The sequence below is a fragment of the Agrobacterium sp. 10T429 genome, assembly GCF_056393925.1.
In genome coordinates this window covers 419,566-443,815 of record NZ_JBFTGV010000002.1, presented here as the reverse complement: position 1 = coordinate 443,815, position 24,250 = coordinate 419,566, and the positions used below count along the sequence as shown (strand labels likewise).

Below are 24,250 nucleotides of genomic sequence, written 5' to 3'. Positions count from 1 at the left end.
TCCAGTGATCAAGATGTCGATCTCTACCCAGGACGAGGTCAGGCTGGACCGCACGGCCGCATCGATGAATGCGAGACCCGCAAGGCCGTCCTCTATGCCGGGATAAATCACATCCCCGGCGGCTGCTTTTCCCTCCCTTTTTGCGATGATTGCGTCTGCGGCTTCACGGTAGATCGTCGCAAAACCCTCGAGATATCCCTCCGGATGCCCTGATGGCACACGGCTGACGCGGTTTGCGGCAGCGCCTGCGCCCGCGCCATTGCGCGTAATCAGCCGCTTGGGCTCGCCGTAAGGTGTGAACCAAAGCTCGTCCGGCACGCGGTGGTGCCATTCAAGGCCGCCCTTATCGCCATAGACCCTGAGCGACAGGGCGTTTTCATTGCCGACAGCGATCTGGCTTGCCCAGAGCATGCCCTTCGCGCCGCTTTCGTAACGCAGCAGAATATTGGCGCTGTCATCCAGCTGCCTGCCCGGAACGAAGGAAGTGAGATCTGCGTAGAGGCTCGCGGGAATTTCACCGGTCACGAAGGCGGCGGCGTTGAAAGCGTGGGTGCCGATGTCGCCGATTGCCCCGCCCGCGCCCGAGCGGCTCGGATCTGTGCGCCATTCCGCTCCCTTTGCGCCGGTCTTTTCGACCGCTTCGGTCAGCCAGTCCTGCGCATATTCGGCCTGGACATGGCGCAGCTTGCCGATGGCGCCGTTGGCCACCATCTCCCGCATCTGCCGCAACATGGCATAGCCGGTGTAATTATGCGTGAGGATGAACAGCCTGTCGGATGCCCTCACGATCTTCGCCAGCTCCTTGGCCTCCTCCAGCGTCGCGGTGACGGGCTTGTCGCAGATGACATGGATGCCAGATTCGAGAAAGACCTTGGACGGGGCGAAATGCAGGTGATTGGGAGTGACGATGGCGACCGCCTCGATACCGTCTTCACGACCGGCCTCGGCCGACGCCATCTCCTCAAAAGAAGCGTAGGACCGCTCGGGCGCAATGCCGAGCAGGGTTGCCGAAGCGCTGGCGCGTGCCGGGTCGGAGGAAAGCGCACCGGCGACCAATTCGTAACGGTCGTCGAGCCGCGCGGCGATACGATGCACCGCGCCGATAAAGGCACCCTGACCGCCACCCACCATGCCGAGACGAATGCGGCGGCTATTAAATCTTGCTGTTGCGGAGGACATGTCTATCCCTTTCAAAGCCCGAGAAGGCGACGGTTGGCGGCATCATCGGCGCCGCTCTTGGCGAAATCGTCGAAAGCCCGCTCAGTCACGCGGATGATGTGATTTTCAATGAAGCCGGCACCTTCACGCGCCCCGTCCTCCGGGTGTTTCAGCGCGCATTCCCACTCCAGCACGGCCCATCCTTCGAAGTCGTATTGGGTGAGCTTGGAAAACACCGCGCCGAAATCGACATGCCCGTCGCCGAGTGAGCGAAAGCGCCCCGGCCGGTCGACCCAGCCTTGATAACCGCCATAGACGCCGGACCGGCCGGTCGGATTGAACTCGGCATCCTTGACGTGAAAGGCCCGTATGCGCTCGTGGTAGATATCGATGAAATCAAGATAATCCATCGCCTGAAGCACGAAGTGCGAGGGATCATAAAGGATGTTGGCGCGGGAATGATTGCCGGTCGCCTCCAGAAAACGCTCGAAGGTAATGCCGTCATGCAGGTCTTCGCCGGGATGCAGCTCGTAGCAGAGATCGACGCCATTCTCCTCGAATGTATCGAGAATGGGCGTCCAGCGCTTGCCGAGTTCAGCAAAGGCCATTTCGACAAGACCTGCGGGGCGCTGCGGCCACGGATAAACGAAAGGCCACGCCAGCGCGCCGGAAAAACTCGCATGGCTCTCGAGGCCCAGATGCTGCGAGGCTTTCGCCGCGCACTTCAGCTGGTTGACCGCCCATTCCTGACGCGCCTGCGGTTTGCCGCGCAGTTCGGCGGGCGCAAAACCGTCGAACATCTCGTCATAGGCAGGATGAACAGCGACGAGCTGGCCCTGAATATGGGTTGAAAGCTCGGTGATCTCGACGCCTGTCTCGGCCAGACGTCCCTTGATATCATCGCAATAAGCCTTGGAAGCGGCAGCTTTCTCGAGATCGAAGAGCTTGGGATCGGTCGGCACCTGAATGCCCTTGTAACCAAGGGAAGCCGCCCATTGGCCGAGATTGTCGAGCGTGTCGAAGGGTGCCTTGTCCCCGACAAATTGCGCGAGGAAAATCGCCGGGCCTTTGATCGTCTTCATGTCCTTACACTCCTTGCATTCACAGTCTGGCCGCTACCGGTGCGGCGAACGGCAGGGCGCGACCGAGCCGCGCACCACCAGTTCCGTATCCAGCACGATGGTTTCGGCCGTGCGTTTGCCATTAAGCCGGTCGACCATCAGCGCCATGGCTTTGCGGCCCATTTCCTGCCGGGGCTGGCGCACTGTCGTTAGCGGTGGTTCGAAGGCATTGGCGAAAATTATATCGTCGAAGCCAATGACCGAGACATCGGTCGGCACGGACAGCCCGCGCCCGCGCAGCTCGCTGATCGCGCCAATCGCCATCTGGTCGCTCGAGGCGAAGATGGCGGTGAAGGAAATGCCGTTTTCGAGAAGTCCGGCAATCGCCTGTCTACCGGCTTCGATGCTGTAATCGCCTGTCACGACGAGTTCATCCGCGTAACCGATACCCGCTTCCTCAAGCGCGTCGCGGTAGCCCTCGAAACGCTCCTGTGCCAGACTTTCCGGAAAAGGTCCGGCGAGATGCGCGATCTTCGTGTGCCCTGCTTCGATCAGATGATGCACGGCGTTTTTGGACGCGGCGCGGTTATCGACCTTGACGGTGGGCAGCGCGATGCCTGGCACGGTTTCCGAAGCGATGACGATCGGCGGCAGCGCGTCACCCTGACCGAGAAGCTCTGAAGGAAACTGGCCGGTCATCAGGATGAGGCCGTCAGCATGTTTCTGCCTGACCATGTCGATATGTGTCGCCACGCGGTTTTCGTCGTTACGGGCGTCGCCCATGAGCACCTTGAAGCCCGCCTCCCCCGCCGCTTCCTCCACGCCCTTGTAGATCTCGAGATAAAAGGGGTTGCCGATATCGCGAACGAGAAGAATGACAGTGTTGTTGGATTGACGCCTGAAGCTTGCGGCCTGGGCGTTGGGAACAAAGTTCGCCTGCCTGACGGCATCGAAAACCTTCTTCCTCGTTTCCGGGCGGACTTTGTCGGGTTGTTGCAGCGCCCGTGACACGGTCGCGATCGAAACGCCCGCGAGAGCTGCAACTTCCCTGATATTCGAACCTTGGTCTTTGCTCATCTGTCACACACGCAACTGCTTTTGGCGGCCATAAAGCAGCATCAGCGCAAGTAACGTGACTCCGAATATGATCTGCCGGGCCCATACATCGAGGTTGAGCGTTATCAGTACGCTTTGCAGAATGGTGAGCGCAACTGCCCCGGCCATGGTTCCGATATATCCGCCCGCACCACCGGCAAGCGAAGTGCCGCCGATGACAACAGCGATGATCGATGGAAGGACATATTGGTCGCCGACAGAAATGAAGGAGGTGCCGGTATAACCGATCACGCAGACCCCGGTCAGACCGGCAAACAGGCCGGACAGGCCGTAAAGCAGCGTGCGGATCAAAGACACGGGCAATCCGACCAACGTCGCCGCCCGCTCGTTGGAGCCGATGGCGTAAATGGAGAAGCCGAAGGCCGTGCGGCGCAGCACGAACAGCATGATCGCGGCAATGCCAAGCCAGACGAAGAGGACGCCGGGAATACCGAAAACGAGAGGCCGGTTGATGAAACCCGCCAGGAGGGGCGCCGCCGCACCTGATGGAACGCCCTGCGAATAGACCACAAGCCCGCCCTGGATCACCGCTGTCATGCCGAGTGTCATGACCAGCGGGGGAATGCGCACGAAGGTGATGCCGAGGCCATTGATGAGGCCGATCAGGAAGGGAATGCCACCTGCGACCAGTATGGCGAGCGGTATTCCGACATTCTGTCCGTTCATCATGTTGCCGGCAAGGACCGCGCCGAGCGAGATCATCGCGCCGACGGACAGATCGATGCCTTCGCGTCCGCCGAGGATCACAAGATTTTGGCCCGCCGCGACGATGCCGAGAATGGCGGCGATCGTCAGCAGCCGCACGATCTGCGACCCCTGTGCGAAGCCGGGCGACAACAGTTCGCCGACCAGCAGCAGGAAGACTGACGCGCCAATCGCAATGGTCAGCGGATCGGTGATGATGGATTTGATTTTCAAACCGGAATTTGTCATCTCAACGCCTCGTCACCAGAACGCCGCCGGCAAGTGCCGTCAGCACGATCAACCCCTGCACCAATGTCTGGTACTCGAAGGGCAAGCCCGCAAAGAAAATCACATTGCCAATCATGCCCAGCACCAGCGCGCCGGCGATCGATCCTGTCGAGCTGCCGAAGCCGCCGGAAAGTGCTGTGCCGCCAAGAACGACCGCCGAAATGGAGGAGAGCGCCAGGCTTGCACCGAGCAAGGGGTCGCCGGAGGCGGTCTCGCCCGTCAGGCACAGCGCTGCGAGCGCTGAAAACAGACCGGAAATCATGTAGGCGCCAATGCGAATGCCGGAGAGGCGCAGGCCCGTCTGGAAAGCGCCCGTGCGATTGCCGCCCACGGCCAACAAATGCACGTGAAACGGAATGCGCGACACAACGAGCGTAAAGGCAATACCAGCCAACAGCATCCACAGCACGAAAGGCAAACCGATGAAGCTGCCGGAATAGGTCTGCCAATAGGCTTCCGGCACGGGAAGACCGGCCTGCGGCAGAACCCAGATCGCCAGACCGGCGAAGATGATGCCCGTCGCGAATGTGGTGACGATGGGCTGGAAACGCAGGCCGGATATGAACAGGCCGTTGACCAGCCCACAGATCAGTCCGACCGCAACTCCCGCTCCCATGCCTGCAACGACGGCACCTGCCGTTCCGCCAAGTGCAGCGATGACGCTGACGGTAACGACATTGGCGAGCGCTACGATGCTTCCGACCGACAGATCTATATCCCCGGCCAGAATGACATAGGTCTGACCGATGGCGACCAGGATCAGGGGAAGAAACGTCGTCAGGTTCGACTGCAATACGGCCGGCTGCACGAAAGACGGCTGCAGAAACGTGTTGACGCCGATGAGAACGGCCAGAACCACAAGAGTTATGATCCAGGGTTGCTTGCGCACAAAACCGAGGGAATTCATGCGGCGTCTCCATAGGCGGCGCGGGTCATGTTGACGGATGTCATGTCGGCTCCGGTCAGCTCCGCAGAAATGCGTCCGCCGTTGAACACGAGAATGCGGTCGGCATATTCGAGGATTTCCGCATCTTCCGAGGAATAGAGAAGAATGGTCGCGCCCGCGTCAGCCTGCTGGCGCATAAGCGCGAAGAGATCGGCCTTGGCGCCAAGATCGATACCCTTGGTCGGATCATCGAGCAGCAGCAGTTTCGGCGCGGTGGCAAGCCAGCGGGAAATGAAGATTTTCTGCTGGTTGCCACCTGAGAGCGTGCCTATCGGCATATCCATGCCAGCAAACTTCGTCTTCATGTCGTCCGCGACCTTCTGCACACGCGGCTTCAGCGTCGCGGGCCGGACCAGTCTCATCTTTTCGCGCACCATCAGAGCTGCAACGAGATTTTCGAAGATCGACCGGCCCTGAAGCGAGGCATCACGCCCGCGGTCGCCCGACACATAGGCAAAACCGTTATGGACCGCCTGCGAAGGCTTGCCGATGGCGACATCACGGCCCTCGAAGTGGATTTGCCCGGCGGCAAAGGGGCTTGCGCCAAACAGGCCCTTCAGCAAGGCCGACTGGCCCTGCCCCTGCAATCCCGCCAAACCGACGATTTCACCCGGATAGGCTTCAAGACTGACACCGCGAACACCCTCGCCCGCAACGTCCGTCACCTTCAGGCTGGGCGCTGCACCTGCGCGTCCCTGCTGGCGGGCAGGCGCGGCGCGGACATCGCCGACCATGTCATGCACCACGGCCTCGCGGGTGGTAGCGGCGGTGTCGAGTTCCGAAATGGTCGCACCGTTACGCATGACGGTTATGCGGTCGCAGACAGCAAAAACCTCATCGAGCCGGTGGGAAATCATGATGGTGGAGATACCGTCCGCCTTCTTGGCTCTGAGTATCTCAAAAAAACGCTCGGACTGGCGGCCATCAAGTGCCGCCGTTGCCTCATCCATGATCATGAGGCTGGCATTCTGGGCGAAAACTTTCAGGATTTCGACGAGCTGGCGCTGATCGGGCGGCAGATTGCCGACGATCGCATCCGGCTCCAGACCGGTGCCGGCAACACCGTCAAACAGCGCGATCAGCCTGCGCGCCTCGGCTTTCAGGGCCTTGCTGTCGACAAAAACGCCGCGCTTCGGTTCGCGACCGAGAAAAATATTGTCAGCGACGGAAAGCTGCGGAATGAGGCTTAGCTCCTGATAAAACAGCGCAATGCCGGCATTTTCGGCGTCACGCGGGCTTTTGAAGCGCACGTTTTCGCCGTTGAACCGGATGGTGCCGCTGGTCGGCGCGACCGCACCTGCAACGATCTTGCAGAGCGTGCTCTTGCCGCAACCATTGGCGCCCAGCAGCGCGTGAATTTCACCGCGACCAACGGTCAGCCTGCCGTCGGAAAGCGCACGCACGGCGCCAAAATTCTTCTGTATGCCGGCCGCTTCCAGAGCGTTCGCCATCGCATGTCCCCGAATTTTACTTGTCATTGTGCTTCGTCACTGGCGGACGCGCGCAATACGCGGTCCACATTCGAATTTCAGGTTTCGGGCTGGCGTTTGCGGCCAGCCCGAGACTGATCTTACTTGAAGAACTCGCCAGCCTGTTCCGGCGTCACGGTTGCCGTGACAGACCAATAGCCCGGCTTACCTTCGGCCGACTTGATGTTGTCCGCGAGGTTGTCGTTGCTGACGAAGGGGATCGGAATATAGATGGCGTTTCCGTAGGTACCGCCGAAAATGCCGTCCTTGAATTCCTTGCCCTGCAGCTTCAGAACCGCAACGTTGAGCGCGCTGGCCATGACACCCGGAGGATTGACGGAGGCGCCGGAGTTGAACTTTTCCTTCTCCCAGCGCGTCATGAAGTCCTTGCGGATTTCACCTGTCGCGGCGATGTCCTTGGTCTTGCCGGCGGCTTCGATTGCGCGCCATGCGCCATCGGCCATGCCGTCTTGTACCCACACACCGCTGATATCGGGATAGGTGGCGAGAAGGTTCTGCATCGCCTGCTGGCCCTGCGCCTGATCCCAGCTCGCATTGGCTTCGTTCAGCACCTTGATATCAGGATATTTCTTGAACACTTCGCGGTAACCGGCGACGCGGGCTTCGTTGGCGGGATTGCCGGCGATACCGTTGATCGCGACGACGCTTCCCTTGCCCTTCAGCGAATCCGCAAGCCACTGTGCGGACTGTGCCGCCCAGGCCTTCTGGTCGATGCCGACATAGATCGCGTCCTTAGAAGACACTTCCGCGTCGGTTGCGATGACGAGAATGTTGCGTGCCTTCGCCTGAGCGAAGATCGGATCAAAAGCAGTCGGGCTGCCGGGATTGATGAGGATCGCATCAACGCCCTGGTTCATGAAATTGCGGATATGGCCGATCTGCCCCTGCACATCGACATTACCGCTCTGAACGACGACTTCGACCTTCACGCCCTTTTCGCCCCACGCCTTTGCGGCAGCCTGGGCTTCCTCGATCATCTGCGTGCGCCACTCGCTGCCGACGAAAGAATTGGAAAGACCGATCTTGAAGCTCTGTTCCTGAGCATGCACGGACGTGCCCGCCGCCAGCACCATAGCGGCAGCAGCCATCAAATGTTTAAACATGAAAATTTGCTCCTCCAAGCACGGTTTTTAACCGATGAAACCGTTTACATCAGTAAATGTAACCGGTTTCATAAATGAGTCAACCCAGCTGGGATTTTTTATGCACCCGTTGCCACAACGAATTGCCGACCCTTTGGCGGAGAGATGGGGCGGCAATTTAAGGAGGAACAGCGGCATCATATTGGCGTGGATTGCAGGGCTGATAACGCCCCAATTTTGTTCGTGTGCAGACAGCTTGAAGCTCCGCTACTTCAACAAGAACAAGCTGCTGGCGTGCGTCTATAGACCGGTTGGCGTGAGACTAATTGCCCCCATTCACCATCTTGGTACGGGCCAAAGCGTCCGCGAGATCGTTCCCGGCTATACCGGAATGTCCCTTGCACCACGCTATCTCGACGTTCGGATTACAAAGGAGCAAACGATCCACATTCTGCCACAGAACGCCATCTGGTATCTGTCGTTTGCGTTTTCGCGAATCTGGATTGATGCGCTTCCACCCGTTGCTACGCCAAATTTCGCGCCAGCGATGGCAACCTTCCATCACGTGAGCGGAGTCTGTCCAGAGCTTGGCTGGCCGGCCTGGAGCCTGTGCATCGAGCCATAAAAGTGCATTCATGACCGCCATGACTTCAAACGAATTGTTCGTAAGTCCGATTTCCGTTCCTCGCGCAGCATGGATCTGCCGCTCGGTTTCAAACACGATGAATGCCCAGCTTCCCGATAATGCTACAGGGTCGTATGAACCATCCGCGTAGATGACGAGTGGAGCAGTCATGGAGCTCGTTTCCTTGCGTCAGAGGCGCTTGGAAAGAATGACAGCGCTTTCGGGTGTTTTCTGTAGATAGCTTGTACAATCATCTTATTCGAGTCAGATTCACGTCCAGGGATGAAACATGATCTTCAAACGCATCGTCGCAGGAATAGTCGATCTCATCTTGCTCATCAGTGTGGCGTTTGCACCGACATTCATCGCCGCAGAGTGGCTACCGCAGTATATGGACGCTCCAGCGGGGCAACCGCCGACACCTCTGATGGGCGTAACGCTTTTATGGCTGGCATCCGTGTTGTTTTGCTATTTCCCGGCCTTCGAAAGCAGCGCCTTCATGGCAACTCCCGGAAAACTGCTAATGCGATTAAAGGTCGTCCGGCGCACCGGCGAAAGACTGACTTTTACGCAAGCGCTCTATCGCATGGTCTTCGGCCCGCTCGCAATATGGTTTCTGCCCTGGTACCGCGACCATTTCTCGGGTGGTGCAATTGTAAAGGACCGCTGAGTTCGTGGTTGTATGATTTCACACTCAACCCCTCACCTTTCCCGTTTCCCATTACCAGTCCCGTTTCAAGGACGGCGGCAGGTCAGGATGAAACGACGGTAGACAAAAGTTCGCAGCCTGTTGCGCAGGTTGGTGTTTTTCCGCTGCGCTCTCGCAATCGGGGCATGTGAGTGCAGTTCGATGCCGGTAAAGCCGGCGGCGATCAGGAGCGGCGTCAGCATCTGCGGGCGCAACCCCTGCCCGAACGGAAGCGCCTTCATGATTGCGGCATGATGGCTGCTTTGGGCGCCATCGTAATTCTTGTCGGCCCCCACCGAAAGATCGATGAGCCGGATCAAAAGGCTGGCGAGACGCCCTGCCGGTTTTGGCGTTGCCCAGTCACCATCGAAAAACAGGAGCCGACCGCCCGGACGAAGCAGCCTGAACCACTCGCGGAAGGTCTCCTCAGGCTGCGTCAGTGTCCAGACCAGATGCCTGCAAATGATCGCATCATAGGACGCATCCGGCTCCATGGTGTTTTCGGCATCCGCCATCACGAAACGTAGCCTTGGTTTTTCCGCATGTTTGGCGCGCGCTACGGATAACATCGCTTCTGAAAAGTCGAGTGCCGTGACCTCGTGGCCGAGATCATGAATAAGCCGCGTCACCTCGCCGGTGCCACAGGCCAGTTCAAGGATATGTTTCGGCTCAGGTCCCACCGGGTCGCGGATCGGCTTCTGCCATGCATTGGCCTCGGCGCCAGCTGCTATCTTGTGTCCAAAGGCCAGATCGAAAGTCTCTGATCTTTTCGACCAATAATCGCGGATTTCCTCCTTGAGATCGAAGTTGCCGCCATCCATGGTCTATTCCTTTAAGTACTCAAATCGCATCCGCTGCGGCGAATGATAGCTTGCTTCACAATGTGATGCCAAGTTAGCCCATGCGACATCACTGGAAAATCAGAAGTCTGTCGCCCCAAGATATGGATAATAAAAAACATATCTATTTCAACATATAAGTGCAGTTTCCTGATGTGATTTATAACTCTCCTGATGCCTCCCGGCGCCTTTGCTCGAGCTCTTCGCTATACCGCCTCAGCGTATGGCTTTCCGTCAGCAGGCCAACGGGTCGGTTTTCAATCTTGTCGTTGACGACAACGAGAGCTTCGCTTTCCGTAGCGTCGAAGGCTGCCGCCGCCTGACGTGCGTTCATCGCCGGCAGCAGCACGTCGTTCCTGTAATTGAGGTAGGTCTCGAGGCTGATCTTGGAGGGATCGCGATCCATCGGATCGGCGTAGATTTCCGGCACGAGGACCATGCCGGCATAACGCCCGTCATCATGTGTCATGATAACCCGCTGCGTCGAGCCTAGCGGAAACTTCTCCTTGAAGGCCGGAAGTCCCATGCTGACATTAGCCTTGCGAATATCGGCGCGCATCATCTTGCCCACCGTCAGGTCGCGGATCCAGCCGATATCGTGGGCGCTGCGAATACTTTCGCCCCGCAGGTGAAAACGCCAGGTGGCGAAGGAGTAACCGAAGGTGGTGCGTACCACGAGCGATGTCGTGATGACGGCCGCCAACACCAAAGCCGTGATCTGGAAGTCTCCGGTCAGTTCCAGCGCCAGAAACGTCATCGTCAGAGGACCGCCGATAATGGCGGCGGCAAAAGCACTCATGCCGACCACGGCGTAGACCACGGGTGCTGTCGAGCCATATCCGATATAGGGTGCGCAGAGTGCGAAAATCTTGCCGACCAGCGACCCCATGAACAGCGAGGCAAAAAACAGACCGCCGCGGAAATTCGAGCCGATGGAAATCGCGCTCGCCGCAGCCTTCAGCAGGAAAAGCCCGGCCAGCCCGTATATCGTCAGATCGGCATCGATGTTGAGATGGAGCGCACCGTGGCCGCTCGACAGGACCTGCGGTGAAATCAGCGCAAGTGCGCCCACCGCCACGCCACCGATTGTTGGACGCAGCCATCCGGGAATGGCGCTTTTGCGGGCCGTTTCCTCGATAAGAGAGACCGTCTGCATCAGCACGATGCCGATAAACGCGCATACCACGCCGAGAAAGATGGCCGGTACATAATCCGGCGGCGTCACACGGCTGGCATCGTAGATATCGATGGACAAGCCATGTCCGCCGATAAGCCCTGCCACGATGCTGGCCACCAGCGCCGAGACAATGAGCGGCGCGAGTGTCACAACGGTATAGGTGCCGATGATGAGTTCTATGGCATAGAATGCCCCGGTCAGAGGCGCGTTGAAGGCAGCGGCAATGGCACCAGCAGCACCACAGCCGACGAGGATGCGCATGTCTCCTCGTCTCAGCTTAAGCTTGATGCCGATCTTGGAGGCCACACCGCTGGCGATCTGCGTATAGCCTGCCTCAAGCCCGACAGATGCGCCGAAGCCGTTTGAGACGATGTTCTGCACGCAGACGATGATGCTGTCCGTCAGCGACAGGCGGCCGCCATGCAGCGCATTCGCCTCGATAGGGTCGACCATCGGCTTTTTGCGGGTTTTCGAAAGAATGAAGAGGATCAGGCCGAGTACGATGCCGCCAATGACCGGCCCGGCAAGCACGATCCAGCCGGAGAGTTCACTGCTACTCAGCCGCTCGACACCGAAGACCAGCACATGCAGGGCCGTACTCAATCCGCCGATCAGCGCCACCAGAAGGCCGGCCGCAATGCCGATGAGGACGGCGAGAGCCACCAGCCCCAGCTCGCCGCGCCGGAACATCGCCCGCAGGCGACTGGAGCGCAGATTGTCGAAGAAGCTCGCCATACTGGGTGCACGGAAAGGCCGGGTCGACATGCTGTTCCTTTTCAGGCGATATTAGGGCGCTTCAATCTCGAGTTCGACTTCGAAACGCATCTGGTCGTATGCCGGTTCAACATGATCAGGCGTTTCGCGCATCACCGTGTCATAATCGAGCGGAATGTGCATATGGGTCAAGATCGCCCTTTTGGGTGCAAATCTATCGATCCAGCCGAGCGCCTGTTCGAGCGAGAGATGGCTGGGGTGATAACGGTGCTGCAGCGCATCGATGACGAGGACGTCGAGACCGGCAAGCTTGGGCACGCTTTCGACCGGAAAATCGCTTACATCGGTGCAATAGGCGACATTGCCAATCCGGAAGCCGAGCGAGTGCACGTCACCATGCTGCTGCATGTGCACGTTGAAAGGTATCGACCCGCCTGCCCCGTCGATGATCAGGGTCGCGTCGATATCGGCGATGATCCGCGGCTCGACGATCGGCGGATAATTGCTGCCCGGAGGCGTTTCCAGGCAATAGGCAAAACCATCCCAGATGCGCGCCATGGTGACTGGATCGGCATAGATCGGAATGCGGCTCTGCTGAATGGCGAAATAGATGCGCAGATCGTCAATACCGTGCAAATGGTCGGCATGGGCATGAGTGTATAGAACCGCATCGACTGCCTCCACTTTGGCGGCAATCATCTGCTCGCGAAAATCAGGCCCAGTGTCGATGACGACGGTGGTCTTACCGCCATCAGGCCCGATCTGCTCCACCATGAAGGCCGCACGAGTACGCCGATTCCTGGGGTTTTCAGGATCGCAGGCGCCCCAGTCGCCGTTGATGCGCGGTACGCCGGGAGACGACGAACATCCGAGAACCGTAAAGCGGCGACGGTAGATTGCCACGCCTACACCCTTGTCATCTTCGAAAAGCAGCGGAAAGCATTCTCGGTGGTGATTTCGGCCATGCGCTCGAACGAGATGCCATGTACCTCGGCCAGCACTTCTGCCGTGTTTACTACATAAGAAGGCTCATTGCGCTTGCCGCGCCAACGCTTGGGCGCGAGATAAGGCGCATCCGTTTCCACCAAGAGACGGTTGAGCGGCACGGTGGCTGCAATATCGCGGATATCCTGCGATTTCGGGAACGTCAGAATGCCGGAAAAGGATACGTAACCGCCAAGTTCGACGCCGGTTTTGGCGAGATCGGGACCTGCGGAAAAGCAGTGCAGAATAAAGGGAAAAGCACCCTTGTCGCTTTCTTCACGCAGAATCGCAGCCATGTCCTCATCAGCGCTGCGGCTGTGGATGACGAGCGGAAGCTTGGTTCTCCGCGCCGCCTCGATGTGGCGAACGAGGCCGGTCTTCTGGTCTTCCGGCTTTTGCGTGTCGTAGAAATAATCCAGCCCCGCCTCGCCGATCGCCACGATCTTGTCGTGGCTCTCGGCAAGCCGCACAAGCTCGTCGGCCGAAATGTCGAGTTCTTCGTCGGCATTGTTCGGATGCGTGCCGACCGAGCAGAAAACCGACGGATATTTTTCCGCAATCTTCAGAAGCTCGGGCAGACGGCGCACCCGGGTCGAGATCGTCACCATCTGGGCAACGCCGGAAGCATGGGCGCGGGCGATGATATCGTCGCGCTCAGCCTCGAAATCGGGAAAATCCAGATGGCAATGCGTATCGATCAGCATGGTCGTCGCCTTCACGCTTCCGGTGCGACGTAACGCGGGAAGACCGGCTTCGGTGCCTCAAGCGGCGTTCCCGGAACCAGACGTCCGGCTTCGCCGAGTGCGGCAAAATCCCGTTTGTCGGCAGGGGCAGCGACGAGATCGAGCAGCTTCTCGCAGGATCCCGGCATGAAGGGCTGCAACAGAATGCCGATCTGGCGGACGACTTCCGCCGTCACGTAAAGCACGGTGCCCATGCGTTCTGGGTCGGTCTTCTTCAGAGCCCACGGCTCCTGCGACGCGAAATAGCGGTCGGTTTCCGAAACGACGGCGATGATGGCCGCAAGCGCGCGATGGATGAGCTGCTTGCCCATCTCCTCACGGCAGAGTGCCAGAAGCCCGTCGGCGGAGGCGAGCATCGCCTTGTCTTCATCGGTCAACGGCCCGGGCGTCGGGATCTGTCCGTCACAATTCTTGACGATCATCGACAGCGAACGGCTGGCCAGATTGCCGATGCCATTGGCAAGATCTGCGTTGATGCGGGTGGCGATGCCCTCTTCGCTATAGCTGCCGTCCTGGCCGAAGGAGACTTCGCGCATGAAGAAATAGCGGACCTGATCGAGACCGAAATGGTTGACCAGATTGACCGGATCGACGACGTTGCCGAGCGACTTAGACATCTTCTCGCCCTTGTTGAGCAGGAAGCCGTGCGCATAAACCCGCTTGGGCAGCGGCAGCTTGGCGCTCATTAGGAAGGCCGGCCAATAGACCGCGTGGAAGCGAATGATGTCCTTGCCGATGATATGCACGTCGGCCGGCCAATATTTTGCGCGCGGACCGTTCTTGTCTTCGATGTAACCCGTAGCGGTAATGTAGTTGGTCAGCGCATCGACCCAGACATACATGACGTGCTTCGGATCATCAGGAACCTTGATGCCCCAGTCGAATGTCGTGCGGGAAATCGACAGATCCTTGAGGCCGGATTTGACGAAGGAGATGATCTCGTTGCGACGCTCAGCGGGACCGATGAAATCCGGGTTCTCCTCGTAGAGCTTCAGCAGCTTGTCCTGATATTCGAAGAGCTTGAAGAAATAGCTCTCCTCCTCGACCCATTCGACGGGCGTGCCCTGCGGCCCATAGCGAACGCCGTCGGCGCGCACTTCCGTCTCGTCCTCGCCGTAATAGGCCTCGTCGCGCACGGAATACCAGCCGGCATAGCTGTCCTTGTAGATGTCGCCGCTGTCGGCCATCAGGTTCCAGATATTGCGCGAGGTCTCATGGTGACGTTCTTCCGTGGTGCGGATGAAATCGTCGTTAGAGGCGTTAAGGAGCTTGCCCATCTCGCGGAACTGATCGGAATTGCGCTGCGCCAGCTCTTCCGGCGAAATGCCTTCCGCCCGCGCTGTCTGCTGCATCTTCTGGCCGTGTTCGTCGGTGCCGGTCAGGAAGAAAACATCCATTCCATCCAGGCGCTGAAAGCGTGCCATGGCATCCGTCGCAATCAGTTCGTAGGCATGGCCGATATGCGGCTTGCCGTTAGGATAGGAGATTGCGGTGGTGATGTAGAAGGGTGTCTTGTCTGTCATGACGGTCTATCGACTTTACAGGCTGTTTTTTGGATAGACCGCTCTTAAACGATTGTTCGCAACAGCGAAAGCAAAAGCGTACGTTCCGTACGATCTCTTGGGTCTCACACGCCGCGAACATCTTCCAGAATGGAAAGCACCATCTGCTTCTTGTCGAGATTATAGGCCTGCGCCACGGTAATTCGTTCCGAAAGCGTCGACGAAAGGCGCGCATGTTTCTCTGCCGCCGAGATATCACCGGCCATCGCCGCCGCTCTTGCACGCGCCATCAACTCCTCCGTCACGTGCTCCATGAAGAAGCCGAGAACGATATCGCCATCCTTCTGTGCCAGAACTTCGGCAAGCTTGTGCATCTGCTTGCGTGCACCGGGCCCTTCGGCCGTCATGACGGAGGCGAGCGCCTCCACAATGTCGGAGCCGCCGTAATTCATCAGTTTTAATGCCTGCGCGACGCTGCCCTTGGAGGCGGAAAGCAACGCATCCCGCTTTTCGCCAGCCGGGCTGATACCGAGATGATCGAGCGACTGCACCATATCCGCATCCGAAAGCGGCAGCAGACGGAGCGGCATGCAGCGCGAGCGGATTGTCGGCAGCAATTTGCCCGGCGCATGCGACAAAACGAGGAACATCGCCCGCTTTGGCGGCTCTTCCAGTATTTTCAGAATGGCGTTTGCGGCATTGCGGTTTAGATCGTCAGCCGGATCGATGATGACGATACGCCAATTGCCGGTGCCCGAGGTCTGCGAGAAGAAGTGCCCTGCCCGCCGCACCTCATCCACCGTGATGGCGGATTTCACGCGGCCGGTCTTTTCATCCGCCGGGCGGGTCAGATGCAGCAGATTATGCGACGCACCCGACGTTATCTGCCGGCTGACAAGCGATTCCGTATCGGGATCGGCCAGGAAATCCGGTGCTGTGGCTGGATCGGGATGGGTAAGTACGTAGTTGGCGAAACGGAAAGCGAGTGTTGCCTTACCAATGCCTTCAGGGCCTTCGATCAGGATCGCATGGTGGCCCTTGCCGGAGCGATAGGACTGCGCAAGAAACGCCTCCGCTTCGCCATGGCCGAAAAGCTTCGTGTTCTGCTGCGGCGCAATTGCGCCGTCGAGAACGCCCTGAACCTCACTCATGCGCCGTGCCCGCCGCAGTCTCCAGCCGCTCGAGCAAAGGCTCGACAAATGACATGACGTCTTCCGTCACTTTTTCTTCCGGCTGATCGGCATTGACGATCCGACAACGACGCGGCTCGGCAAGCGCAATATCCAGATAGGCTTCACGCCGCTTCTCGTGGGTCTCGATTTCCTCTTTTTCGAAACGGTCCGGTGCGGCACCCTCATCCGCACGCTTTCTGGCCCGGGCAAGGCCCTTTTCGGCGGCGATATCGAAGATCAACGTCAGTTCCGGTACGACGCCATCAATAGCAACGCGTTGCAGCGTCTCGATGAAATCCGGCTCCAGATTGCCGGTCGTACCCTGATAGACACGTGAGGAATCAAGAAACCGGTCACAAAGCACGATTGCGCCACGTTCCAGTGCCKGGCGAATGACCTCCTCGACATGGTCGTTGCGCGCTGCCGCAAACAGGATTGCCTCCATGCGCACGCCGAAGGATTCGGCAGCACCCGACAGCAGAACATGGCGAACGGCCTCCGCCCCCGGCGAACCGCCCGGCTCACGGGTCACGATCACATCGAAACCACGGTCGCGAAGCGCCTCGGCAAGCGTGCGAATCTGCGTCGACTTGCCAGCGCCTTCGCCGCCCTCGAAGCTGATGAACAATCCGGTCTTTTCGGCCAATGTCACGTCCTGTGAGGAATTCTCAGAAATATCGAAATGCCTGTTTACAGCATCGAACCGAAAAGTGTGAAGCGCTTTTCAGAAAATCCGGTGTCTGAACAAAAGCATAGGGAAAGTTGCGGCTTGCGGGATAGGCATCAGAGCCAGAACAGCAGCAATTCCTTGAGCGCCCCGGCTGCATTCTGCGTCAACGTGCCCTTGCCGACTGCCGTTCTCGTGTAAAGCGGCACTTCCCGCAACAGTCTTTCGCCCGAAAAAACCTTGAGTGTGCCGACATTCGCACCAGTGTCGAGCGGTGCATTGAGCGGCCAGCGATAGACGATCCGCCCGGAAATACGCTCGGGATTATTGACCGGTACCAGCACGCTGACATCTTCCCGGGGCGACAGGTCTATATGCGAGACATCGCCACCGTAGACGCTGACCGAACCTACAGCTTCGTCCTTTGCAAAAAGATGGCGTTTTTCGAAGGCCGTCAGCCCCCAGTCAACCACCCGGCGTGCTTCGTCCTGGCGCGTCTTGTCGTCGGCGATGCTGCCAAGCGCCAGATAGACCCGGCGGCCTTCCCGCTCGGCCGAAACGACAGCTGCGAAACCGCTGCCTTCCGCAAAACCAAGCCCGAGACCGTCTATGCCGTTACCCAGCAGAGAGTTCTTGTTGCGCTGGAAAATCCGGTTCCATTCGAAATCCGGCTTGGTGAAAAGCCCATAGCGATCGGGATAGGTATCGCGCAGATGCTGGGCGAGAAGCACCATATCCTTCGCGGTCGTCTGGTTGCCCGGATCGGGAAGACCCGTCGAATTGGCAAAGACACTGCGGTTCATGCCGAGTTCGCCGGCTCTCACCGTCATGCGCTTGGCGAAAGCGGAGTCGGACCCTGCCATGCCTTCGGCGACAATGATGCAGCCATCATTGGCGTTCTGCACAATAATTCCCGTCAGAAGATCGTTGACGCTGACGGAGGATTTCAGCGCTGCAAACATGGTCGAGGTCCGCGACGGCGCACCACCCGTGCGCCAGGCATATTCAGAAACGGGATAAGCTGTCTCGGGCGTTACCTGCCCTTTGGCCAGCGCATCCAGAATCACCTCCACAGTCATCAGCTTGGCAAGCGAAGCGGGCGGAAAGGATTGATTTTCATTCTGGGAAAGCAGCACCGTGCCGGTTTCGGCATCGATCATATAGGCCTGTTCGGCCTTGGCGATGAAAGGTGCTGTTTGCGTTTGCGCTTGCGCCGGACCGTTACCGAAAAACGCAAATGCGAGCGCTGCCGCGACCGGGAGAAAAGAACGATGAATGGCCTTGTGCATGAAACCGCCCAGCTTTCCCTGCCGCAACCCGCCGCTCGCGACGAAAACGCAAGTCAGCCATAAACTCTTCAACCCGTCAGCGCGTCTTCGCCTGCTGACGCTTCACATGGGCAAGTATGGAATCCTCGTTGAGCGCTCCGCGATCGACGAGCACGCTGTCGAACGCACGTGAGGTTCTCGAAACGGCAGAGGACTCCTCGGAATAAGCCGCTGCATATTTGGATGATGGCGTTGGCACGCGCAGATAGTTGCCGCCAGGTGCTGCCGGCTCACGCGTGAAATTGCCTTCCGGGCGCTCCGCCAGGAACGGACCGATTTCCGGCAGAATTGCAAATTGTTCGAAGGCCGGTGCGGGGCCGTTGACCAGCGGCATGGCCTGGAGCGCTGCATTCTTTTTGGTGCCAACCAGCGCCGTCTGCGTCGAAGCACCGTAATTCGGGTTGGATGTCGGGGCCGGCACGAAATTCGGCGAAGCCGAAGCCACCATGACACCAGTCGCGATCTGCCCTTCCGGCGCAACACCCGGAGAACGAGAGCCCTTCGGAACATAGGACGCCATCAGATAAGGCATGTCGTGCCCATCAAGCGGCGCGCGGCCTGCATATTGCACCCGCACATTCGCCGTTCCAGTGCCCTTCATGTCGAGAAGATCTGCGGTCTTGCTGGAAACGTCGATCAGGCGACCTTCATGGAAGGGTCCGCGATCGTTGACGCGCACCAGAACCGATGCACCGTTTTCCATATTGGTGATGCGCGCATAGCTCGGTAGGGGAAATGTCGGATGCGCAGCGGAAAGATGTTCCTTGTCATAGACCTCGCCATTTGCCGTCAGGCGGCCGTGGAAGGCGGAACCATACCAGGAGGCAAGACCGGTCTTGTTGTAACCCGGCTCTTCCTTCGGAAAATAACGTCGGCCCTTGACGGTATAGGCATTGCCGAGAAGCTCGCGCCCGCCGCCCTTGGGAATGTTCTGGCCGTCGGCCACGCGCGGGCTGGCTTTGACGCCATATTCCGATTCGGAGAAATATTCCTTGCTGCGCTTCTGCTTCGGTTTGGTCTCAGAGGTGGTGGAACACGAGGCTGTCGCGGCGCAAAGCACGGAAATTGCAAGCCACTTCACGCCCGATCTGGCGTTGATGCCGAGTTTCTTGACCGTAGATTTMAAATCGTCTGCCCCACGCTGCTTGCAGGCTCGAAGAACCGCACCCTCATTTGCCTCGATGCATGCCCCTGCCATCGAAGCACCTAACAGTCGCTTAATCTTGTGCATAACGTGGCAAAAATGCGAACGACTTCTGCAAATTCGATAAAATTGTAACGAACGTAGTTAACGATTTATGTCTTTTCCGCAGAGCGTGAAGCCTGATGGGCCTTTAAACGCGCCGTCTTGAGATGTCTCCTGCTCAAGGAACAAACGAAGCCCGACCGCGTTTTCTCCTCGCAAACACACGAGCTTCCGCCGGTTTTCGGCTGAGTGAGGGAACATGATCAAGTCAATAAAAACCGCCGGCCTGGCACTCGGCATCGCGCTGGTGTCCATTGCCGCGCCTATTCACGCAAGTGCGCAGGACATGGAGCTGCGGATCGGCCCCGACGGCGTTCGCCCGGTTATACGTGATCGCGACCGCGACATGGACCGACGAGGACCTCCGCGCATGCGTGGCTGCGGCGAACGCGAAGCCCGCGCCGCCGCCCGCGAGGCAGGCCTGCGCGACCCCGAAGTCGTGCGCGTCACCCCCGGCCGCGTCGTCGTCCAGGGCTTCACCCGCCGAGGACCGGAGCGCATCACATTCGCGAACGAACGCGGCTGCCCTGAACTCTAATACATTAATCAACGGAACCCGCCGAAAGGCGGGTTTCTTCATTTCGGTGATACAAGAAATTTCCAAGCCAAGAGAACACCGCGTCGCTAACGCTGCCGGTTCTCTTGATTTCAAACTCTCTGTTTGGAGTTTTATGGCAGATGGGGTGGGATTCGAACCCACGGTACGCTCTCACGCACGCCGGTTTTCAAGACCGGTTCCTTAAACCACTCGGACACCCATCCATCGGTGGTGAGGCTTTATAGCGTTTTGAAAAAGGCCGTCAATCCCGATGGCGCACGCGCGCACAGCCTCTTCGCATCCGTCAGCAACTCATTGTCCTTGTGTCGTTGCCGGCGGCAGCAGAGACCCCTCGCCCGAAGGAAGTGCCGGACTTTGCTGAGGCGAGTGGAATAGCGCCAGACTCAGCACGATTGCAACAAGCACCAATAAAAGCGCCACGAAGAAGATTCCGGATTTATCCATGCGTCTGCTCATGTCCCGTTATGTTAGGCGCGAATATGTGCAATTCGAGGCAATCGAAGAATAAAACGACCTCCTGTCAAGTTGCCTGACAGATTTGGCCAGTTGATATTCCTAAATTCTTCCTGCTTGAGCAAATTTTATGCGTCGGCGTACTGTTTGGGACGGAAGTGGCCTATCGCGTCAGTAATATTGTCATTTATATAGCCGCATCGCTCCCGGGCATTGCCCAACTTTCCCCGAGCGATCAACCTGCCCCGCCCGTTTGCGGGGCTTTTTTCTTTTATACTACCGAAAAACTGCGACCGGCGGATAAAGGCTGGGTGTGCGTTACCTGCTTTATGGTTCAGACACCGATGCTCGGTCCGCCGTCGACGTGCCGAAAACCGCCCCGGAAAATATCCTCGAAAAGGTTCAGCAGCGCCGGCGGTAACGTGTCGGAAAACTCCATAATGATCTCGTTGGCGCGATTGTAGGAATAGATGGTGCAAAGCGTCAGCACCAGCAGCACGATCCACGGCCAGATTGGCTTGCGCTTAGGCGGCGCCCCATTGGGTTGTTGCGGTACAGTCATCCCGGCACCTTCCGTTCAGGCCTTGACGCGCGGTTCGCCTCCCGGCGCATAGGCGGTTTTTTGCAGGAAACGGAATATGTTGCCGCACTGACCGCAGCGGATCATGAATTCCGTTGGATCGACCGAGGCACGCTCGGTGCGGAAGCCACGCGGCATTTCATCAACGCGAAAATCGAGGTTACGGCGGCCTTTCTCATCCGATTCCGACACCTCGGCAAAACCCTGATGACCGCATTTGGAACATTCGAGTTTCCGGGAATATCTGTCGCGCGCTGCCATATGCCGTCCTTTGCTTGCACCCTATCAGGTAGCAGCGGCAAAACAGCATTTCAATGGCGATCGCCGCAGGTTAAAGCTTTGCCCGTCTGTTTTCAGTGTGGAAAACGCGTCCAGTGGCAAGAACAAGTCGGAAGCTCATGCACAACGAAGCCCCCCTGCTTTCATCCTCCCTGATACGGCGCGCCGTCATCATTGCCGTCATTATTATATGCTTTGTTGCTGCCCTTAATATCGGCGTTAAATGGTACGGCGAGCGGATCCTTCAGGCGGGCCATACAACAGCAACCGATGCGGTGGAGATCACAATCGGCAATGACCGGCTGAAACTTGCGAAAAACACGCTGCGTGTACCTTCCGACCGCCATGATGGAGAGCGAGAGCGGGCCGATCTTTATCTCACCTGGCCGGATCTCAAGGGATATGAAGACTCCAATCGCGCTGTTTTCGATGATCCGGCGCAGGCAGCAGGGCTTATTTTCATCCAGCTATCGCAAAGCACGATGTCTGAGGACATGTCCGGCCGTTTCGGGCCGATCTATGCCCGGTTGACGGAAGGAGAGCCTGTGCCGCTGAAACACGGCCTCACACTGCACCGCCTGCGTGCCGACGCAGGTTACGGCAAGGAAGTCATATTGACCGGGCAGCGAGAGGGCGAAAGCGACTATGTCGTGCGCTGCCTTCTGCCGCAAACCCAGCAGGCGTCGACGGGCAGCGACTGCCAGAGGGATATCCACGCCGGCCAGGACCTCAGCCTGTTCTACCGATTCTCCGCAACCTTGCTGCCACAATGGAAAGAACTCGACGCAGGCGTGAAACGCTACATCGAGCAGCGCCTCGTAAAAGACTGAAATCCGTGAAAAGGCGTGAGACAGATTGCGCCCGAAAAGTCGCATTTTATGGAGCGTGGATACCTTTCATAAACCACTTGGTAACGCCATCCCGATAAAGTTTCTTCCCGGAGCACTCGGGCGGGGCGCGTCCGAGCGGAACAGAAATATGCGATTGAAGAGTTCAGCAGTGTTGAAAAGTCTATTTGGGGCAGATTCGCGCAAAGCGGGTGCGACGTCTTTGGTAAGGTTCGTTGCGTTGACCCTTGCTGCGGCGTTCATAACCGCAACATCCGTTGGCACCGCACAGGCGGACCCGAAATATGCGGGCATCGTCATTGATGCCAAGACCGGCAAGGTTCTCTATGGCGAGGATCCGGATGGCCTGCGCTATCCAGCCTCGCTGACGAAGATGATGACGCTTTATCTTACGTTCGAGGCGCTTAATTCCGGGCGCATTTCGCTCGATTCCAAGGTGCCGGTTTCGGCCAACGCCGCCAAGGAGCCTCCTTCCAAGCTAGGCGTGCGCGCCGGTGGCAGCATCACGGTCGAGCAGGCAATTCTTGCGCTCGTCACCCGTTCCGCCAACGACATGGCCACCGCACTCGGTGAATATATCGGCGGCTCCGAAGACCGTTTTGCCAGAATGATGACCGCCAAGGCCCGTGCGCTCGGCATGACGCGCACGACGTATCGTAACGCCAACGGCCTGCCTAACACGGCGCAGATGACGACGGCGCGTGACCAGGCCCGCCTCGGCATCGCCCTTCGCCAGCATTTCCCGCAATATTACGGCTACTTCTCCACGCGCACCTTCAATTTCGGCAAGCAGGTCATCGGCAACCACAATCGTCTCGTGGGAACCGTGCGCGGCGTAGATGGCATCAAGACCGGTTATACCCGTGCTGCCGGAAGCAATCTTGCAACATCGGCACAGCTAGACGGTCGCTCCATCGTCGCCGTCGTTCTTGGCGGCCGCTCGAGCGCTGCCCGTGACGCCACCATGCGCAAGCTTGTTGCGACCTACCTGCCGCAGGCCTCCCGCAGCGGCAACAGCAACCTGATTGCGCAGACGAGATCGGCACCTGTCGAAGAGCCAGTCGCTGTGGCGGTTGCTGCTCCACCTGTGGCAGTCGCGGCTCCGTCCGCAGCTGTCGCTGCGACAGATTCCGGCCTGCCGCATGCCGGCCCCGTACCGCAGACCCGTTACGAGGACGCGCCGGTTACTGCCTTTGCAGGCTCCTCGTCCAATGCGGCCGTAAAGGCCATGGAAGCCGCCACCTGGCAGAAGGGCAAGGATCCTATTTCTCAGGTAGCCGTCGCGCCTGACCGCAAGTTGATTACCAACTCGACCAAGGTGGACAATATCGTCACCGCGTCCACACCGGCATCTGTACCCTCCACCCCTTCCGTTTCGGTAAAGGCTGAAGCTCCGCAGGGCGGTTGGGTGATCCAGATTGGCGCATCGCCGGATGAAAACTCGGCACGTGGCCTGTTGCAGAATGCGCAGGAAAAAGGCGGCGCCGCCCTTCGGTCCGCAAAACCCTTCACGGTGGCCTTCAGCAGAGAAGGCTCCCAGGTATACCGCGCCCGCTTCGGCGGCTTCGACGGCCAGGCCGCCGCGGTAAATGCATGCAATGCATTGAAAAAGAAAGGCGTCAGCTGCTGGGCGTCACTCCAGTAATCGACGTTCGCGCAGGCGGTGGCTTATTTGTTGAAACATCGCCTGTCTCCTCGAATTGTGTAATGTGTAGCGAGGCTTTCCAAGATGGCAGTTAACGAGAACTATTCGGACATTGCGTCTGGCAACGGGCAAGGCAGTCTGTCGGTTCTGCATCCCATTCACGAGGCGGCAATGCGCATTGCCGATCTCGGTCTTAACCGCTCCAAGGCAAAGACGCGTGATCTCGTCAGCCTGCTTCTGTCGCACGGCGCCCGCGCCTGGCGTGCCAATCAGCCGGAAGCAAATATCCACCTTCATGTCGGCCGCCGCTCCGGGCGTGCACCGGTCCATATCCGGATCCGCTGACAAACCGAACATAACCGGACGAGACAAAGAA

Annotated in this window: 24 protein-coding genes, 1 tRNA gene and 1 pseudogene; 5 read left to right on the top strand and 21 right to left on the bottom strand. The window is 58.6% G+C overall.

Annotated elements, in window-relative coordinates:
- Positions 1-12: 12 nt before the first annotated feature.
- The 8 genes and pseudogenes from AC1DCP_RS07150 to AC1DCP_RS07115 form a co-directional block, all read right to left on the bottom strand.
- Positions 13-1,179, bottom strand: a pseudogene (locus AC1DCP_RS07150) (Gfo/Idh/MocA family protein); the annotation flags it as partial.
- 11 nt (positions 1,180-1,190) lie between these two features.
- The gene (locus AC1DCP_RS07145) at positions 1,191-2,240 is read right to left on the bottom strand and encodes a sugar phosphate isomerase/epimerase family protein (protein WP_065687373.1); all 1,050 of its coding nucleotides are present in this window, start codon (positions 2,238-2,240) and stop codon (positions 1,191-1,193) included.
- Positions 2,241-2,273: 33 nt separating this feature from the next.
- The gene (locus AC1DCP_RS07140) at positions 2,274-3,296 is read right to left on the bottom strand and encodes a LacI family DNA-binding transcriptional regulator (RefSeq protein ID WP_003515235.1); all 1,023 of its coding nucleotides are present in this window, start codon (positions 3,294-3,296) and stop codon (positions 2,274-2,276) included.
- Between the two features lie 3 nt (positions 3,297-3,299).
- Positions 3,300-4,268, bottom strand: a complete 969-nt coding sequence (locus AC1DCP_RS07135; RefSeq protein WP_003515236.1) for an ABC transporter permease — start codon at positions 4,266-4,268, stop codon at positions 3,300-3,302.
- Position 4,269: 1 nt separating this feature from the next.
- Positions 4,270-5,214, bottom strand: coding sequence for an ABC transporter permease (locus tag AC1DCP_RS07130; protein WP_019566277.1), 945 nt, complete (start codon positions 5,212-5,214; stop codon positions 4,270-4,272).
- Positions 5,211-6,704 carry a sugar ABC transporter ATP-binding protein gene (locus AC1DCP_RS07125; protein WP_065658518.1) on the bottom strand — a complete coding sequence of 498 codons (1,494 nt, stop codon included), beginning with the start codon at positions 6,702-6,704 and terminating at the stop codon, positions 5,211-5,213. Before AC1DCP_RS07125 ends, AC1DCP_RS07130 begins: the two co-directional genes overlap by 4 nt.
- A 119-nt stretch (positions 6,705-6,823) precedes the next feature.
- Positions 6,824-7,846 carry a substrate-binding domain-containing protein gene (locus AC1DCP_RS07120; RefSeq protein ID WP_003515239.1) on the bottom strand — a complete coding sequence of 341 codons (1,023 nt, stop codon included), beginning with the start codon at positions 7,844-7,846 and terminating at the stop codon, positions 6,824-6,826.
- A gap of 301 nt (positions 7,847-8,147) precedes the next feature.
- Positions 8,148-8,621 carry a ribonuclease H family protein gene (locus tag AC1DCP_RS07115; protein WP_065687372.1) on the bottom strand — a complete coding sequence of 158 codons (474 nt, stop codon included), beginning with the start codon at positions 8,619-8,621 and terminating at the stop codon, positions 8,148-8,150.
- Positions 8,622-8,739: 118 nt separating this feature from the next.
- Here AC1DCP_RS07115 and AC1DCP_RS07110 point away from each other — a divergent pair, with 118 nt between their 5' ends.
- Positions 8,740-9,120, top strand: a complete 381-nt coding sequence (locus tag AC1DCP_RS07110) for an RDD family protein (RefSeq protein WP_013636091.1) — start codon at positions 8,740-8,742, stop codon at positions 9,118-9,120.
- Positions 9,121-9,185: 65 nt separating this feature from the next.
- Here the strand turns inward: AC1DCP_RS07110 and AC1DCP_RS07105 are convergent, their stop codons facing one another.
- The 9 genes from AC1DCP_RS07105 to AC1DCP_RS07065 form a co-directional block, all read right to left on the bottom strand.
- A complete protein-coding gene (locus tag AC1DCP_RS07105; RefSeq protein ID WP_476774201.1) occupies positions 9,186-9,959 on the bottom strand; it encodes a class I SAM-dependent methyltransferase in 774 nt (257 codons plus the stop codon).
- A gap of 178 nt (positions 9,960-10,137) precedes the next feature.
- Positions 10,138-11,919, bottom strand: a complete 1,782-nt coding sequence (locus tag AC1DCP_RS07100) for a chloride channel protein (protein ID WP_081308413.1) — start codon at positions 11,917-11,919, stop codon at positions 10,138-10,140.
- Positions 11,920-11,940: 21 nt separating this feature from the next.
- Positions 11,941-12,771, bottom strand: a complete 831-nt coding sequence (locus AC1DCP_RS07095) for an MBL fold metallo-hydrolase (RefSeq protein WP_065687370.1) — start codon at positions 12,769-12,771, stop codon at positions 11,941-11,943.
- Between the two features lie 2 nt (positions 12,772-12,773).
- Entirely contained in the window at positions 12,774-13,556 is a 783-nt protein-coding gene (locus AC1DCP_RS07090) for a TatD family hydrolase (RefSeq protein ID WP_003515245.1), read from the bottom strand.
- An 11-nt stretch (positions 13,557-13,567) separates the two neighbouring features.
- Positions 13,568-15,118, bottom strand: a complete 1,551-nt coding sequence (gene metG / locus AC1DCP_RS07085; protein ID WP_065687369.1) for a methionine--tRNA ligase — start codon at positions 15,116-15,118, stop codon at positions 13,568-13,570.
- 104 nt (positions 15,119-15,222) lie between these two features.
- Positions 15,223-16,248, bottom strand: a complete 1,026-nt coding sequence (locus AC1DCP_RS07080; protein ID WP_065687368.1) for a DNA polymerase III subunit delta' — start codon at positions 16,246-16,248, stop codon at positions 15,223-15,225.
- Complete coding sequence (gene tmk / locus AC1DCP_RS07075) at positions 16,241-16,915, bottom strand: dTMP kinase (RefSeq protein WP_476774200.1); 675 nt, start codon at positions 16,913-16,915, stop codon at positions 16,241-16,243. The genes AC1DCP_RS07080 and tmk overlap by 8 nt, the downstream gene beginning before the upstream one ends.
- 137 nt (positions 16,916-17,052) lie before the next feature.
- Positions 17,053-18,225: a D-alanyl-D-alanine carboxypeptidase family protein gene (locus AC1DCP_RS07070; RefSeq protein WP_013636097.1), complete on the bottom strand. Its 1,173-nt coding sequence runs from the start codon at positions 18,223-18,225 to the stop codon at positions 17,053-17,055.
- Between the two features lie 76 nt (positions 18,226-18,301).
- On the bottom strand, positions 18,302-19,462 hold the full coding sequence (locus AC1DCP_RS07065; protein WP_476774199.1) for a septal ring lytic transglycosylase RlpA family protein: 1,161 nt from the start codon (positions 19,460-19,462) through the stop codon (positions 18,302-18,304).
- A 247-nt stretch (positions 19,463-19,709) separates the two neighbouring features.
- Here AC1DCP_RS07065 and AC1DCP_RS07060 point away from each other — a divergent pair, with 247 nt between their 5' ends.
- Entirely contained in the window at positions 19,710-20,048 is a 339-nt protein-coding gene (locus AC1DCP_RS07060; RefSeq protein WP_013636098.1) for a hypothetical protein, read from the top strand.
- Positions 20,049-20,182: 134 nt separating this feature from the next.
- On the opposite strand, the gene AC1DCP_RS07055 is transcribed toward AC1DCP_RS07060, so the two are convergent.
- The 4 genes from AC1DCP_RS07055 to AC1DCP_RS07040 form a co-directional block, all read right to left on the bottom strand.
- Positions 20,183-20,272: transfer RNA gene (locus tag AC1DCP_RS07055), tRNA-Ser, on the bottom strand.
- An 88-nt stretch (positions 20,273-20,360) separates the two neighbouring features.
- Entirely contained in the window at positions 20,361-20,513 is a 153-nt protein-coding gene (locus AC1DCP_RS07050) for a hypothetical protein (protein ID WP_034502322.1), read from the bottom strand.
- Between the two features lie 343 nt (positions 20,514-20,856).
- Positions 20,857-21,084, bottom strand: a complete 228-nt coding sequence (locus tag AC1DCP_RS07045) for a hypothetical protein (RefSeq protein ID WP_065658524.1) — start codon at positions 21,082-21,084, stop codon at positions 20,857-20,859.
- A gap of 15 nt (positions 21,085-21,099) precedes the next feature.
- Positions 21,100-21,363 carry a hypothetical protein gene (locus AC1DCP_RS07040; protein ID WP_065658525.1) on the bottom strand — a complete coding sequence of 88 codons (264 nt, stop codon included), beginning with the start codon at positions 21,361-21,363 and terminating at the stop codon, positions 21,100-21,102.
- Positions 21,364-21,500: 137 nt separating this feature from the next.
- On the opposite strand from AC1DCP_RS07040, the gene AC1DCP_RS07035 reads away from it, so the two are divergent.
- The 3 genes from AC1DCP_RS07035 to AC1DCP_RS07025 all read left to right on the top strand — a co-directional run bounded on the left by AC1DCP_RS07035 (position 21,501) and on the right by AC1DCP_RS07025 (position 24,219).
- Complete coding sequence (locus AC1DCP_RS07035) at positions 21,501-22,211, top strand: hypothetical protein (protein WP_065658526.1); 711 nt, start codon at positions 21,501-21,503, stop codon at positions 22,209-22,211.
- A gap of 148 nt (positions 22,212-22,359) precedes the next feature.
- Complete coding sequence (locus AC1DCP_RS07030; protein ID WP_081308412.1) at positions 22,360-23,874, top strand: D-alanyl-D-alanine carboxypeptidase; 1,515 nt, start codon at positions 22,360-22,362, stop codon at positions 23,872-23,874.
- Between the two features lie 84 nt (positions 23,875-23,958).
- Entirely contained in the window at positions 23,959-24,219 is a 261-nt protein-coding gene (locus tag AC1DCP_RS07025) for a hypothetical protein (protein ID WP_003515258.1), read from the top strand.
- Positions 24,220-24,250 lie beyond the last annotated feature (31 nt).